Raw genomic sequence first — 16,381 nt, forward strand, 5'->3', positions numbered from 1 at the left:
AGACCACTTCGGCTTTTTTTATTGCATGTTGCACCCCTTAAGAATCATTTGTAACCCCCACGTCATGGTATCAATGGTACTTTCATTTTCCAAACCACAAACATCTTTGGCTGTGATTATGGATTCGATGCCCATTAAAAGAACAGCAATATGAATTAATTTTTCCTGCTCTGCGGAGGTCAATGGAATGTTCTGTGACTTAAAGTAGGCCTTGAGTGCATTGATTCTGTTTTGGCCTCTACTCATTTTAGCATGGGTTGTAGAAAGAACTGCGGCCAAGAATTTTCTTGAAGCCTGCTCATTTTCAATGCTGAATTCTAGAAATGCTTTCTGAATCTGTAATAGACCACCCGATGGACTACCGGTTTTATGCTGCTCGATAATGGCTTCGGTATCAGGTACATTAAGTTGAAGAGCCAAATCAGTGGAGATGGAATCCGTGTTGGAATAATACCTATAAATGGTTGCCCTTGAAATGCCCGCGTGTTGTGCAATTTTTTCCATCGTTAAAACCTCATTTTTTTCCAACAAGGTCTTAGTACTGCTCAGGATGTTATCCCTTGTATTTTGCTTTTGTTTTTTACGACCGGTTTGAATATGTTCATCTTTCATGAGACAAATATCTCATATAATTTTGAATCTAAAAAATAAAGCAATATGTTTGTGAGACAAAAATCTCATAAAATGAAAAACATTACTTCAAAATGGGTCTTGGGTCAAAAAGTAACCTTGCACCCAACATCGGGTGACTACGACATGGTGGTTTGTGAGACTCCGGCAGGGGCACAAGGTCCACCACCTCATGTGCATAGTAAATACAAAGAAGCTTTTTTTGTCTTGGAAGGTGAGTTGGAGTTTTTTATCGATGGAAAAATTCAAGTTTGTAAAAAAGGAGAGTCAGTGGATGTGCCTCCCGGTACGCTACACACTTTTAGCAACAAAACACAATCCTCTTGTACATGGCTAAACATCCATAGTCCAAAAGGGTTTAATAAATTCTTTGAAACCTTTGGAGTGCCAGAAAATGAAGATGAGGCCATTTCGAAATCTGTTGCACCTCAAATTATAGAGCGCGTATTGGCCACGGCGGCAGACTTTGATATGACCATACCGCCATCCATGCAAGGATAATGTTCCTGTCTTTTGTATCTTGGTTCTTCAAAGAATACACAGATATCCATTTTGAATTCTATTAAAAAACATACAGCTATGATAAAAGCCGAGGCCAAACGCCTCGGTTTTTTGTCATGTGGGGTGTCTAAAGCAGGTTTTTTGGAAGAAGAGGCCCCTCGTTTGGAACAGTGGCTCAACCAGAATATGCATGGTGAAATGCAGTACATGGAAAACCATTTCGATAAACGTTTAGATCCTACCAAATTAGTGGAAGGTTCAAAATCAGTGATCTCCATGCTGTTAAATTATTACCCCTCCGAACAACAAAACAACGATTCTTATAAAATTTCCAAATATGCGTACGGAACCGATTATCATTTTGTGATCAAGGATAAGTTAAAAAGTCTTTTACATTTCATTCAAGAGGAAATCGGTGAAGTACACGGTCGGGCCTTTGTGGATTCAGCTCCAGTTTTGGATAAGGCTTGGGCGGCCAAAAGTGGGCTTGGCTGGATTGGGAAACACAGTAATCTGATCACCCAGAAAGTAGGGTCCTTTTATTTTATTGCCGAATTGATCGTGGATTTGGAACTGGATTACGACACTCCGGTAACCGACCACTGCGGAACCTGTACTGCCTGTATTGACGCATGTCCAACAGAGGCCATTGTGCAACCCTATGTGGTAGATGGCAGTAAATGTATTTCTTATTTTACCATAGAGCTTAAGAATGAAATCCCCAACGAGTTTCAAGGTAAGTTGGATGAGTGGATGTTCGGTTGTGATGTGTGTCAAGATGTGTGCCCATGGAACCGGTTTTCTAAACCGCATTCCGAACCACTTTTTAATCCCAATCCCGAATTGCTGTCCTTTTCCAAAAAGGATTGGGAAGAAATTACCGAAGATGTGTTTAAGCGAATTTTTAAAAAATCACCGGTAAAGCGAACCAAATTGTCCGGACTACAACGGAATATTGAATTTTTGAAGGAATAGGTTTATCCCTGTTGATAATTATGGTTTTAAGTGTTTAGATTGATGAAAAGCATTATATTGAGGCTGATATTTTATGGATTTCTCACAACACCTCTATCAATACTGCAGATTAACTAAACTCCAACCATGATTAAGATTAAAAAACCCAAGCTGAGCTTTTGGCAAATTTTCAATATGAATGTCGGTTTCCTTGGCATTCAATACAGTTTTGGACTTCAACAAAGTGCCATCAACCCTATTTTTCTTTTTCTGGGAGCCGACGAAGAACTGTTGCCCATTTTAAATATTGCAGGACCGGTTACTGGTTTAATTGTGCAGCCGATTATAGGAGCCGTATCAGATAAAACTTGGTCGCCTAGGTGGGGAAGAAGAAAACCATTTTTCTTGATTGGAGCGCTCATGGGCAGTTTGTGTTTGTTTGCCTTTCCGTTAAGTCCGACCCTTTGGTTCGCTGTGGGTTTACTTTGGATTTTGGATGTGGGGAACAATATGGCCATGGAGCCCTATCGTGCCTTTGTGGGGGATAAACTCCCAGATTCCCAATTAAGTATCGGTTATCAAATGCAAAGTTTGTTTGTGGGTGCTGGTATTTTATTGGCCAATGCCTCGATTTTCTTGTTTCAAGATTGGTTCGGAGGGGGGCAAGAAGTTGAGGGTACAGTGCCCAAATGGTTGTACTATTCCTTTTTTATTGGTTCGTTTTTATCCATAGCCACAATACTTTATTCCGTTTTAAAAACTCCTGAAATACCTCCATCCGATGAGGAGTTGGTTGAAATTAATAAACATAAGGCTTTGCCTTTTTTGGATAGAGTGAAAGTTCCATTTGTGGAAATCAAACATGCGGTAAAAGAAATGCCCAAGTTTATGTGGAAGCTTTCTGCAGTTTATTTGTTTCAATGGTATGCACTTTTTGTGTATTGGCAGTTTATTACCCCATTGTTTCGGGTTTCCTTGGGTTTTGATACCTCCCAAGCGGCCGCTCAAGCAGCAAAAATGAGTACTACTTATAATATTGTTACCGCAGTGGTGGCACTGGTTTTGGTGCCCTTGACCATGCGCTTTGGAGGAAAAAAAGTGTATGCACTTAGTTTGGTGGGTACGGCTATGGCCCTTTTTACAATTCCCTATATAAACGATCCAATTTATGTGTTGTTCCCCATGGTGCTCTTCGGAATAGGTTGGGCCGCTATGATGGGAATCCCGTATAGCATGGTCTCCAAAATTGTACCTCAAGAACGTAGAGGGGTGTACATGGGCATATTGAATATGATGATCGTAATTCCAATGGGGATTCAAACCCTTTCCTTCGGACCCATCTTTAAAAACTTGTTGGGGGGAAACGCTGTAAACGCTATCCTGTTTGCAGGAGCATTTTTTGCCATTGCAGCCATCTTGGCCATGCGTTTGAACGTTCCAAAATCCCAAAATGAACAAGTGCTCGATGGTCCGGAATTGTAAGAGGATGGGGTATATCTCTTAAAACATCAGTTTTTAATGGAAAATCTGTTAAAAATTGATCTTCAACATATTCCAATAAAAACCTATAATGACCTAACTTTACCAATTCATAATTCACAAGATGAGCAAGGAAAAACAAAGAAGGGAAGCATTACTGTATCACGCAAAACCACAACCCGGGAAAATCAAGATTGTTCCTACCAAACCCTATGCCACTCAAAGGGATTTGGCACTGGCCTATTCCCCCGGAGTAGCAGAACCCTGTTTGGAAATCGAAAAAAACAAGGATGATGTTTATAAATACACCGCCAAGGGAAATATTGTAGCGGTAATTTCCAATGGTACTGCGGTTTTGGGATTGGGTAATATTGGCCCTGAAGCCTCCAAACCTGTGATGGAAGGGAAAAGCTTGCTTTTTAAAATATTCGCCGATATCGATGGGATTGATATTGAATTGGATACCACCGACGTAGAAAGGTTCATTCAAACCGTAAAGACCATTGCTCCAACATTTGGTGGAATTAATCTTGAGGATATCAAGGCCCCGGAAGCCTTTGAAATTGAGCGAAGATTGAAGGAGGAATTGGATATTCCCGTAATGCACGATGATCAGCATGGTACCGCGATCATTTCCGCAGCCGCTTTGTTGAATGCCCTTGAAATTGCGGACAAAAAGATAGAAGAGGTTAAAATCGTAGTGAGTGGCGCTGGTGCAGCTGCTGTTTCATGTACCCGATTGTACAAAGCATTTGGTGCAAAGGCTGAAAATATTGTGATGTTGGATAGTAAAGGGGTTATCCGAAGTGATAGGGAGAACCTTAGTGTGGAGAAAAAGGAATTTGCCACCGATAGAAAAATTGATACCCTAGATGAGGCAATGATTGGTGCTGATGTGTTCATTGGGCTTTCCATTGCGGATATTGTTTCACCAGAAATGCTCAATGCCATGGCTAAAGACCCTATTGTTTTTGCTATGGCCAATCCTGATCCTGAAATAGAATATAATCTGGCATGTGCCACCAGGAAGGATATCATCATGGCCACGGGCCGTTCCGATCATCCCAATCAGGTAAACAATGTTTTGGGATTCCCTTTCATTTTTAGGGGAGCGTTGGACGTTCGTGCGACCAAGATCAATGAGGATATGAAAATGGCAGCCGTTCGCGCATTGGCAGATTTGACCAGGGAGTCGGTACCGGAACAAGTGAACATTGCCTATGATGCCACGCGGTTGACATTCGGAAGAAATTATATCATTCCAAAACCGTTTGACCCAAGATTAATTACAAAAATCCCGCCAGCAGTGGCCAAAGCGGCCATGGAAAGCGGGGTGGCCAAAGCGCCCATTCAAGATTGGGATAAGTATGAGGAAGAACTGTATCAAAGGTCGGGTAACGATAATAAGGTGGTGCGTTTGCTTCATAACCGTGCCAAAGTAAACCCAAAACGTGTGGTGTTTGCAGAAGCAGAATTGCTCGACGTAATGAAAGCAGCTCAAATTGTGCACGAAGAGGGCATTGCACAACCTATTCTTTTAGGAAACAAGGATATTATTGAGCATCTGAAGAAGGAGCTTGATTTTGATGCTGAAGTACCCATTATCGACCCTCGTTCCGATGAGTTCAGTGAAATGCGTACCAAGTATGCCTTAAAATTGTGGGAACTAAGAAAAAGAAAAGGCGAAACCAAATATAGCGCTCGTGTAAACATGGGCAAGCGTAACTATTTTGGTGCCATGATGCTGAAAGAAGGTGATGCTGATGGAATGATTTCAGGATATTCCAGAGCATACCCGAAAGTTTTGCGACCTGTTTTTGAAGTATTGGGAAGAGCTAAAAACGTAAAAAATGCCAGTACGGTGAACATTATGATTACCGAAAGAGGCCCAATGTTTTTAGCGGACACTTCCATCAATATAGATCCTAGTGCAGTGGAATTGGCAGAAATAGCCCAAATGACGGCCAATGTAGCCAAAACCTTTGGTTTTAACCCGGTGATGGCCATGCTATCCTATGCCAACTTTGGTTCATCCAGTCACCCGAATGCACAAAAAGTTAGAGAAGCGGTGAGAATTTTGCACGAAACCAATCCAGAATTGGTGGTGGATGGAGAAATTCAAACGGATTTTGCTTTGGATGATGTATTGTGCACCAACAACTTCCCATTCTCCAAGATTTCAGGTAAAAAAGTGAACACTCTTATTTTTCCGAATTTGGAGTCTGCCAATATCACTTATAAATTATTAAAAGGCTTGCACAAAGCTGATTCCATTGGTCCCATTATGGTCGGGTTGACAAAGGCTGCCCATATTTTGCAATTGGGGGCAAGCGTCGACGAAATGGTGAATATGGCTGCGGTGGCAGTAATCGATGCCCAAGAAAGAGAAAAAAGAAGGAAAGCAAAGACTGAACAATAATCCAACAGTAAAATGATTACCCATTTACGTGGAAAACTAGTAGAAAAGAATCCCACTTATGCCATTGTGGAGTGCAATGGAGTGGGGTATTTTTTGCATATTTCATTACATACCTATTCGTTGCTTCCCAACGATGAAAATATTGTGATTTATACCCATTTGTTGGTCAAGGAGGACTCCCATACTCTTTTTGGATTTATGGAAAATTCGGAGCGGGAAATATTCCGTCTTTTGATTTCTGTTTCTGGGGTAGGTTCAAGTACTGCAAGAACCATGTTATCCTCGCTTTCTCCCTCCGAAGTTAGGGATGCCATCGCCAACGGAGATGTGCCTTCCATTCAGTCTGTAAAAGGAATCGGAGCAAAGACAGCACAACGGGTAATTTTGGATTTAAAAGACAAGATTTTAAAAGTCTACGACATAGGCGAAGTTTCACAACAATCAAACAATACAAATAAAGAAGAAGCGTTATCTGCATTAGAGGTTCTTGGTTTCCTTAGAAAGCAATCTGAAAAGGTGGTAGACAAGGTGCTGACCCAAGACGCTTCACTAAGCGTCGAGAACATTATAAAACAGGCGCTTAAAAATTTGTAACTAGTTTGAAAAGAGGGGCAAAACCAATACTTAAACCAAAAAGCTTTAAGTACACTTTCTTTGTTGTTTGTTTGCTGACCATTGCCACAGTAATGGGGCAGGAGACGAATGAGCAAGTTCAAGATACGGTGAAAACCGGAGTGGAGCTTGGTCGCATCCTTTTGGAGAACCCCGATAGCATAGTTGCTAAATATACCTACGACCCCAAAACCAATCAATATATTTATACACAGAGCGTTGGGGATTACAACGTAACCTATCCCTTGATTCTTACACCAGAGCAATACTACGATTTGGTGAAAAAGGAGGAGATGAAAGCCTATTTTAAACGAAAGGCGGATGCGTATGCCGGTAAAAAAGAGGGTAGTGAGGAAGAACGAAAAAATCTACTCCCCAACTTTTATGTGAACAGTAGCTTTTTTGAATCCGTTTTTGGAGGAAACACCATTGAGGTGATTCCACAAGGTTCTGTGGCCATGGATTTGGGAGTGTTGTGGCAAAAAAATGATAACCCGGCACTATCACCTAGAAACAGAACCAATCTCTCATTTGATTTTGACCAACGCATAAGCTTGAGCTTGCTGGGCAAGGTAGGAGAGAAACTTCAGGTGACCGCCAATTATGATACCGAGGCTACCTTTGATTTCCAAAATTTGGTAAAGTTGGAATACACACCAACTGAAGACGATATTATTCAAAAAATTGAAATTGGTAATGTGAGCATGCCCCTAAATAGCTCATTGATTACCGGTGCGCAAAGTTTGTTTGGTGTAAAAACCGAGCTGCAATTTGGCAAAACGACCGTTACTGCAGTTTTCTCGGAACAACGTTCCCAAACCAATACTGTAGTGGCGCAAGGCGGAGGAACCGTAAACGAGGTGTCTTTAACAGCTTTGGACTATGATGAGGACAGGCACTTTTTCTTGTCCCATTATTTTCGAGATAACTACGACAGAGCCTTGGCGGCCTATCCCTTTGTTCAGACCCAAGTACAAATCACACGTTTGGAAGTGTGGGTGACCAACCGAAACCAACAAACCCAAAATGTTCGTAACGTAGTTGCGATTCAGGATTTGGGTGAAGCATTGCCAGAAAATACTCGAATTGGAATAAACGGTGGAAATCCACCTGGATTTTATAATCCATCTGCCGTAGCAACACAATTGCCTCAAAACTCGGCCAACTTGTATGATCCCAACCAAATTGGGACCACAGGTGTGTTGACCAATGCGATTCGTGATATTGCCACTGTGGAAAACGGTTTCAATGTACCAGGTTATCCCGTAAATCAAGGTTACGATTATTCCATTTTGGAAAATGCCAGAAAACTGGAGGCGGGAAGAGATTATGAGTTCGACTCCCAATTGGGATACATCTCTTTGAGCCAAAGTTTGAGCAATGATGAGGTATTAGGTGTCGCTTTCCAATATACCTACAATGGACAGGTATATCAGGTGGGTGAATTTGCCAATGGAAGTATTGATGCGACCACAGTTTCAACGGGGACCAATTTGGTGGAAAACAATTCTTTGATCCTGAAACTCCTTAAAAGCAACATCACCAATGTGCAAGATCCGATTTGGGATCTGATGATGAAAAACATTTATTCTACGGGAGCCTATCAATTGAGCCAAGAGGATTTTAAATTGAACATTCTGTATTCTGACCCTACGCCAAGAAACTATATTACGCCTGCTGACCCCAATACGGGATGGCCCGCTGGTTTGGAGGATCAAATATTGCTGAGTGTTTTCAATTTGGATAGACTGAATACCTACAATGATGTGCAACCAGGAGGTGATGGTTTTTTTGATTATGTCGAAGGTATTACGGTAGATTCTCAAACGGGTCGCATCATTTTTACCAAAGTGGAACCTTTTGGTGAATATTTATTTGATTTGTTGGGAGGGGGAACCTATGACGTGGAAGATGATCAGGGCTATAATGCCAACCAACAGCGCTATGTGTTCCGAAACATGTATGCCAAGACCAAAGCGGCCTCTTTGCAAGATGCTGAAAAGAATAGGTTTCAACTGAAAGTTAGATATACCTCCCAATCCAATAACGGCATTCCGATTGGAGCTTTTAATGTACCCCAAGGTTCTGTAAATGTAACGGCAGGAGGGCGTCAGCTTCAAGAGGGAATTGATTACACGGTGAATTATCAAGCCGGAACGGTTCAAATTTTGGACCCGAGTTTGCAGGCTTCCGATACACCTATCAATATTTCAGTAGAGAACAATGCCATTTTTGGGCAACAAACTCGACGATTTGCAGGATTCAATGTGGAGCACCAGTTTAACGAAAACTTTGTGTTGGGTGGTACTTTTCTAAACTTAAATGAGCGTCCACTCACCCAAAAATCGAATTACGGAATAGAACCCGTTAACAATAGTATTTATGGTTTGAATGGAAATTTCAGTACCGAAGTTCCATTTTTAACTCGTTTGGCCAATAAGCTTCCGAATATCGATACCGATGTGCCTTCCAATTTAAGTGTAAGGGGAGAAGTAGCATTTTTAAGTCCAAATTCACCCAAGAATGCCGATTTTCAAGGAGAGACCACCACTTATTTAGATGATTTTGAGGGAGCACAGGCCCTTATCGACATTCGTTCATCATTGGGCTGGACCTTGGCTAGTCCGCCCGTGGAATTTATAAACGATAGAACAGGAATTGATGTGGGGCACGAAAGGGCTAAAATGGCCTGGTATACCATCGATCCCATTTTTTATACCAATCAAAGACCTTCAGGAATGTCCGATAACGACATTTCTTTAAATTCAACCCGTCGTGTTTTTATTGATGAGGTTTTTACCGAAACTGATATCGCCCAAGGACAAACACAGGTGCAGAGTACATTGGATATTGTGTATTATCCTAACAACAAAGGGCCTTACAATGCCAATCCAAGTTTTGAAAACGAGGCCCCAGAAAACAAATGGGCTGGAATCATGCGTCCGTTGAGCAGTACCAACTTTGAGCAGTCCAATGTGGAGTTTGTTCAGTTTTGGGTGTTGGACCCTTATATTGATGGCGAAACTACTGATGCCAATGCTGGGGAATTGGTGTTGAATTTGGGTAATATTTCGGAGGACATCCTTAAGGATGGGCGCAAACAATACGAGAACGGGTTGCCATCCACCACCAGTACCGAAGTGCCAAGAGAGACTATTTGGGGACAAGTTCCATCTACACAATCTTTGGTTTATGCCTTTGATGCGGATGAAACCAACAGAACATTGCAAGACATAGGTTTGGATGGGTTGAGCGATGCAGAAGAAGCGGCAATTTATAATGGGCCTGCAAATGACCCGGCCTTGGATAACTATCAATACTATTTGAATCGTGATGGTGGAGTGTTGGAACGTTACTTTGATTTTAACAACACCCAAGGCAACTCCCCTGTACAGGTTACAGATACCAATCGCGGTTCTACTACTTTGCCCGATGTAGAGGATATTGACCGCGATTTGACCATGAATACGGTAAATAGTTATTACGAATACCGTATTGAAATTAAACCAAATACCACAATTGACGACAAATATGTAACCGATATTCGTGAAGGTTTGACCCCAACGCTCCCAAACGGTACCCAATTGAACAGAAGATGGATTCAATATAAAATTCCGTTGAGTGATTTTACAGATGCCGTGGGCGGGATTTCAGATTTTAGGTCCATTAGCTTTATGAGAATGTACCTAACCGGATTTTCAGATGATGTGGTGCTACGTTTTGCTACTTTGGATCTGGTTCGTGGTGATTGGAGAACCTATACCAGCTCCCTACAACCTGAAGTGGACAACGACCCAACGGATGATGCTACGGTGATGGATGTAAACACAGTGAACATTGAGGAAAACTACGGAAGACAACCCATTCCATACGTATTGCCTCCAGGCGTTATCCGTGAGCAATTAAACAATAACAACACGATAATCCGTCAGAATGAACAGTCATTGTCTTTGCGAATTGAAAATCTACAATCAGAAGATTCAAGAGGGGTGTTCAAAAACGTGAACATTGACATGCGACAATACGAACGGATTAAAATGTTCATGCACGCCGAAAAAATCTTCAATTCGGATTATGCAGATAGCGATACGCCCTTGGTTGGATTTTTAAGATTGGGTACCGATTTCAAGGAAAACTTTTATCAGATAGAACTTCCACTACAATTTACACCATTTGGGTCGTCCACGGTAGATGAAATTTGGCCTGATGCCAACCAGCTAGAGGTTTCCATGAGTGACCTTCGCAAAGTTAAATCCAAAGGAATCTCGGATGATTCCCTTTCAGAAATCACCTTTTATGAAATCGTGAATGGTGAACCTGTTTTGGTAGATGAGTTTGCACCAAGAACCCCAGGAACCATTCGAATTGGGATTCGCGGAAATCCATCTTTGGGAAGTATCCGAGGTATGATGTTGGGCGTAAAGAATATTGATGATGTTCCTGCTAGGGGAGAAGTTTGGTTCAACGAACTTCGATTGGCAGGTTTGGAAAATAATGGAGGTTGGGCAGCCATTGTGAGTATGGATGCAAACATGGCCGATTTCGCCAACGTCACAGCAACCGGTAGCAAAAGTACTTCTGGATTTGGTTCCATTGACCAGTCTCCAACACAGCGAGCTTTGGAAGATGCAGTTTCTTATGACGTGGTGACCAATGTGAATGTCGGACAGCTTTTTCCTAAAAAATGGAACCTGCAATTGCCCTTTAATTATGGGATTTCGGAAACGTTGATCACACCGGAGTATGATCCTGTTTATGACGACCTGAAATTGGATGACCGAATTTCGACGGCAACCACAGCGGAAGAAGCGGAAGCCATTCAAGAACAAGCCGAAGATTATACCAAAAGAACCAGTGTCAATTTGATCGGGGTTCGAAAAAATAGAGGTGAAGAGGCCGAGGAAAACATTTTCGATATTGAAAACTTTACCTTTAACTATAGCTACAACGAAACCAATCACAGGGATTTTGAAGTTGCCGAACTTAGAGATCAAAACGTAAAAACAGGAGTGGTCTACAATCACAATTTTAGACCCGCACCTGTTGCTCCATTTGCCAAAAAAGATTCCATGCTAACTGGAAAATATTGGCAGTGGTTGAAAGATTTGAACTTTAATGCGTTGCCAACAAGTTTTTCCTTCAATGCCAACTACAACCGTTCCTTCAACCAACAGCGATTTAGAGATGTGTTGGAGCCTGGAGTGGACGCCTTGGAGTTGCCCTTGTTGCAACAACGTAATTATTTGTTCAATTGGCAATATGCCCTTAATTACAGTATAACAAAATCGTTGCGGTTGAACTTGACCACATCCAACAATAATATTGTTCGAAACTATTTTAATGTGGATGATGATTCAGAATCTGGAATCAATGAAATGTTGGACCTATGGGATGGATTTTTCGATATTGGAGAGCCTAACCGACATGCTCAGCAAATGCAGTTGAACTATGAACTGCCATTCGATAAATTTCCATTTTTAAACTTTATCAATGCACAATACACCTACACCAGTAATTTTGATTGGCAACGTGGTGGCGATGCTTTGATAGAGGTGGCGGGCGAGAACATCAATACGGTGCAAAACGCCAATACCCATAATTTGACTGCCAACATGAGCATGCAACGATTTTACGATTTCTTGGGTCTCAAAAAACGTGATGGCAAAGTGGGGGCCAACCAAGCACCGGTGAGACGTGATAAAGCTGGCAACCCTGCAGCGGGTCAGGATGACAATACACCCAAAAAGACCAGCAAGGGTTTCAATACTTTGGTGGATATTGTAACCATGGTGAAGCGGGTGAATGTAAATTATAGTGAAAACAACGGTACCGTGCTTCCAGGGTATACCCAATCGGTTGGGTTTATTGGAACCACAAGACCAACGTTGGGCTTTGTTTTTGGTAGTCAGGCTGATGTACGTTTTGAGGCTGCCCGAAACGGATGGCTGACCAATTATCAAGAATACAGTAATCAGTATATCCGAAATACAAACAAGCAGTTGAACATTACGGCAACGGCTCAACCTACCCAAGATCTTACCATAGATTTAACGGCTGATCGTATGTTCAACAGTTCGTCACAAGAGAGCTATAGTCCAGAACTTTGGACAAATGGTGTTGATGGATTGATCAATGAAATGGGGAATTACAGTATTTCCACAATGATGATCAGTACTATCTTTAACAAAAGCGATGAGTTCGATTCTGAAACATTTGAAAAGTTCAAACAAAATAGAATCATCATTGCCAATAGATTGGTGAGCGACAGGGGGGGTACTGTTGGCGAATTGGATGAAGATGGATTTCCACAGCGCTATGGTAAAACCCAACAAGAGGTGCTATTGCCTGCTTTCTTTGCGGCCTATACCGGTCAGGATGCCAATCGAGTGAATCTGGATGCTTTTAGGGAAATACCAATTCCGAACTGGAACATAAAATATACCGGTTTGATGAAAAATCGCTGGTTCAAGGAAAAATTTACCCGTTTCTCTTTGAGTCATGGGTATCGAGCGGCCTATAGTGTCAATTCGTTCCAGACGAATTTAGAGCGGCAAAATACTACATATGACCCCGAAACAGAGGACTTATTGCCTGAAATGTTGATCAACAACGTGGTATTGACGGATGAGTTTAGTCCATTGATGCGGGTCGATTTTGAAATGAGGAACTCATTTAGCTTTTTGGCTGAGGTAAGAACCGATAGAACGCTTTCATTAAGTTTTGATAATAATTTAATGACAGAAATCAATGGAAAGGAATACACTCTTGGATTGGGGTATCGATTTAAAGATGTAAAGTTTGTGACAAACATTGGGGGTGAAAAAACTCGATTGAAGGGCGATATGAATCTAAAGGCAGACCTATCCTTGCGAGACAATATTACCATTATTCGTAATTTGGATATCGACAACAATCAAATCACTTCAGGTCAAAAACTAATGTCCCTTAAGTTTACAGTGGATTACGCGTTGAGCAAAAGTTTGAATGCCTTGTTCTTTTACGATCATTCCTTTTCAGAATTCAAGGTTTCCACCGCATTTCCTCAAACTACGATCAATACAGGATTTACCTTAAGGTACAACTTTGGGAATTGATACGCTCTCAGAAGGTGTTTTTTAGCATTTTGGGTAAAAGTTTCTTTGAAAAGCTTTGTACAATCTGTTACATTTGTCCATCGACTAATTCAAAAAGAAAATAATGAACTTACCATCAGAATTAAAGTACACAAAAGACCATGAATGGGTCAAAATAGATGGAGATGTCGCCACTGTGGGTATTACCGATTTTGCCCAAAGTGAGTTGGGGGATATCGTATATGTTGAAGTGGAGACTTTGGACGAAACTTTGGACAAGGAAGAAGTATTTGGTACTGTGGAAGCCGTGAAAACAGTTTCTGACCTTTTCTTGCCACTAAGCGGCGAAATCATTGAGTTCAATGAAGCATTGGAAGATGAGCCGGAAAAAGTAAACACAGATCCTTACGGTGATGGCTGGATGATCAAAATAAAATTAAGCAACACCGATGAAATTGCCGAACTAATGTCCGTTGAGGACTACAAGGCGTTGATTGGTGCTTAAAAGCTTTTTATATACCTTATTATTTATAAGCTGGATGTTGTTGATCACAATACTCAGCTTATTTTCTTTTTCAGCAATCAGTTTGGATACCGGAGGACTTAATATTCCCTATGCGGATAAGATTACGCATTTTATATTCCACACCGTGTTTGTTTTTTTGGGGAGTCTTGCGGTTAGGGAAAGAACCCGCGGCCAGATTGATATTAAAAAGGCCACCACAACAATATTTGTATTGGCCATTATTTACGGTATAATTATTGAGGTTTTACAATATACGATCACAACGGATCGGCACGCCGAATTTGGCGATGTTTTGGCAAATACTTTAGGAGCATTTACAGGAATTGTGCTGATTCGATGGCTATTTTCTAAAGAAAAGCCGTTAAAATGGAAATTTTAATTGCTTATTTAACTAATTAATAATTAAATTAGCGAACACTAAATTTAAAAAAGGATGGAACTTAAAAAGAACCCAAAAGCAGACGTAGGAAAAAATAGTGCCCTCTATTTTGTGATAGGTTTGGCAGCTGTTTTGGGCGTGGTCTACGGAGCAATGGAGTGGAAAAAGTATGATAAGGTCAATGACTACGACATTTCTATGAATGTTGAAGATCAGTTGGACGAAGAAGTGCCAATGACCGAACAAATTAAAACCCCACCACCTCCACCGCCACCAGCGGCACCAGAAGTTATCGAAGTGGTAGAGGATGAAGAAGAAGTTGAAGAAACTGTAATCGAGTCAACTGAAACCAGTCAAGAAGAAGAAGTGGTTGAAATAGAAGAGGTTGAGGTAGAGGAAGTTGAAGAAGATATTTCCGTTCCTTTCGCAGTAATCGAGGACGTACCAGTATTTCCAGGTTGCGAAGGAGCTAGCGATAAAAAAGCTTGTTTCCAAGAAATGATGCAGAAGCACATCCGTAAAAACTTCCGTTACCCAGAAATCGCTCAGGAAATGGGTGTTCAAGGTAGGGTGAGTGTTATCTTCGTTATCCAGAAAGATGGTAGCATCGGTAACATTAGAATGCGTGGACCAGATAAAAACTTGGAAGCTGAGGCATTGCGTATTATTGAGAAATTGCCAAAAATGACTCCAGGAAAACAGAGAGGTAGACCAGTAAAAGTACCTTTCAGTATTCCAATTACATTTAAGCTTCAGTAAGATGTATAGAATTCCTGTTGCGGCAGGAATTGAAAAAGCCCTGATGGTAAACGTCAGGGCTTTTTTTATGCTTTATTTTTTTATGGGAGAGGTTAGACTGAGGTAAATCGTCTCACGGATTCGTTCTGGATTAATATATCCTGTTCCATAATCTGCATCATATTTGGATGTAAGGTTCTGATTGTTTTTAACTTCTTCAAACGATTTTCCAGCGCTGATTTCTTTTTGGATGGTTGCTCTAATATCTTCCAATACACTTACAAAAGTTTCCAATTCAGCTTTATTGGAAGGTCTACCGTGGCCAGGAATGATTTTTGTTTCCGCATCAATTACAAGCAAGGCCTTTTTGTGGGCATCTATATACCCATTAATGCTTCCGCCACTCTTTAAATCAATATAGGGATAGCGACCTGCAAAATAGGTGTCGCCCATGTGGATCACATTATCATTTACAAAATAGATCATGGTGTCTCCGTCCGTATGTGCATTGTGCACATGAAATAGGATTACCGTTTCATCTCCATCATGGAAGGTAAGATCTTCGGAAAAGGTAATCTCGGGTAGTGTTTTTTCATAATCTTGTTGGTTCATCTCTTTAGCAGAAACTTTTTCTTGTCCATTTGCTTGCAAGCGTTTTCTAACATTGTCTTGGGCTATGAGAACGGTTTCATCCGTGTTAAAATTCACATTGCCTCCCGTATGGTCACCATGCATATGGGTGTTTACCAAATAGGAAATAGGTTTGTTGGTTAGGGTGCCAATTGCAGTTTTAATTTTTTCACTTAGCGGAGCAAATTGGACATCGATCATAAAAACGTTGTCCTCTCCTACATAAATTCCGATGTTGCCACCACTACCGGTAAGCATGTAGGTGTTTTGGGCAAGTTTGTCAATCGTAATGTTTACTTCATCGGTCTGTGCCTGTGTTAACACAAACGAAAAAAGAAGCAAGAAACTAAAGAAATTGCGCATAATTAGCTGTTTTTGGTTTTAATATTTAGTCGAAGGTCAATCAAAAATAATACAAAGACCGTCAATAGGTTGGAAAT

11 protein-coding genes are annotated in these 16,381 nt (G+C 41.1%); 9 read left to right on the forward strand and 2 right to left on the reverse strand.

The genetic code is table 11. The features are described 5' to 3' along the window. Positions 1–18 precede the first annotated feature (18 nt). Positions 19–612: a TetR/AcrR family transcriptional regulator gene (locus ABT310_RS08815; protein WP_375323535.1), complete on the reverse strand. Its 594-nt coding sequence runs from the start codon at positions 610–612 to the stop codon at positions 19–21. 72 nt (positions 613–684) lie between these two features. Here ABT310_RS08815 and ABT310_RS08820 point away from each other — a divergent pair, with 72 nt between their 5' ends. The 9 genes from ABT310_RS08820 (at position 685) to ABT310_RS08860 (ending at position 15,332) form a co-directional block, all read left to right on the forward strand. Next, entirely contained in the window at positions 685–1,131 is a 447-nt protein-coding gene (locus ABT310_RS08820) for a cupin domain-containing protein (protein WP_375323536.1), read from the forward strand. A gap of 78 nt (positions 1,132–1,209) precedes the next feature. Then, on the forward strand, positions 1,210–2,106 hold the full coding sequence (queG, locus tag ABT310_RS08825) for a tRNA epoxyqueuosine(34) reductase QueG (protein WP_375323537.1): 897 nt from the start codon (positions 1,210–1,212) through the stop codon (positions 2,104–2,106). 126 nt (positions 2,107–2,232) lie between these two features. Continuing rightward, positions 2,233–3,567, forward strand: coding sequence for an MFS transporter (locus ABT310_RS08830; RefSeq protein ID WP_375323538.1), 1,335 nt, complete (start codon positions 2,233–2,235; stop codon positions 3,565–3,567). A 121-nt stretch (positions 3,568–3,688) separates the two neighbouring features. Next, positions 3,689–5,983, forward strand: a complete 2,295-nt coding sequence (locus tag ABT310_RS08835) for an NADP-dependent malic enzyme (RefSeq protein WP_375323539.1) — start codon at positions 3,689–3,691, stop codon at positions 5,981–5,983. Positions 5,984–5,995: 12 nt separating this feature from the next. Continuing rightward, a complete protein-coding gene (gene ruvA, locus ABT310_RS08840; protein ID WP_375323540.1) occupies positions 5,996–6,577 on the forward strand; it encodes a Holliday junction branch migration protein RuvA in 582 nt (193 codons plus the stop codon). A gap of 5 nt (positions 6,578–6,582) precedes the next feature. Continuing rightward, a complete protein-coding gene (sprA, locus tag ABT310_RS08845) occupies positions 6,583–13,689 on the forward strand; it encodes a cell surface protein SprA (protein WP_375323541.1) in 7,107 nt (2,368 codons plus the stop codon). Between the two features lie 103 nt (positions 13,690–13,792). Continuing rightward, positions 13,793–14,173, forward strand: a complete 381-nt coding sequence (gene gcvH / locus ABT310_RS08850; protein WP_375323542.1) for a glycine cleavage system protein GcvH — start codon at positions 13,793–13,795, stop codon at positions 14,171–14,173. A gap of 40 nt (positions 14,174–14,213) precedes the next feature. Beyond that, positions 14,214–14,573, forward strand: coding sequence for a VanZ family protein (locus tag ABT310_RS08855; protein ID WP_375323543.1), 360 nt, complete (start codon positions 14,214–14,216; stop codon positions 14,571–14,573). A gap of 54 nt (positions 14,574–14,627) precedes the next feature. Continuing rightward, positions 14,628–15,332, forward strand: coding sequence for an energy transducer TonB (locus tag ABT310_RS08860; RefSeq protein WP_375323544.1), 705 nt, complete (start codon positions 14,628–14,630; stop codon positions 15,330–15,332). Between the two features lie 72 nt (positions 15,333–15,404). On the opposite strand, the gene ABT310_RS08865 is transcribed toward ABT310_RS08860, so the two are convergent. Further along, a complete protein-coding gene (locus ABT310_RS08865) occupies positions 15,405–16,304 on the reverse strand; it encodes an MBL fold metallo-hydrolase (RefSeq protein WP_375323545.1) in 900 nt (299 codons plus the stop codon). Positions 16,305–16,381: the final 77 nt, after the last annotated feature.

Origin of the sequence: Flagellimonas cixiensis (assembly GCF_042134615.1) — a bacterium.
In the GTDB taxonomy this organism is placed as follows: domain Bacteria; phylum Bacteroidota; class Bacteroidia; order Flavobacteriales; family Flavobacteriaceae; genus Flagellimonas; species Flagellimonas cixiensis.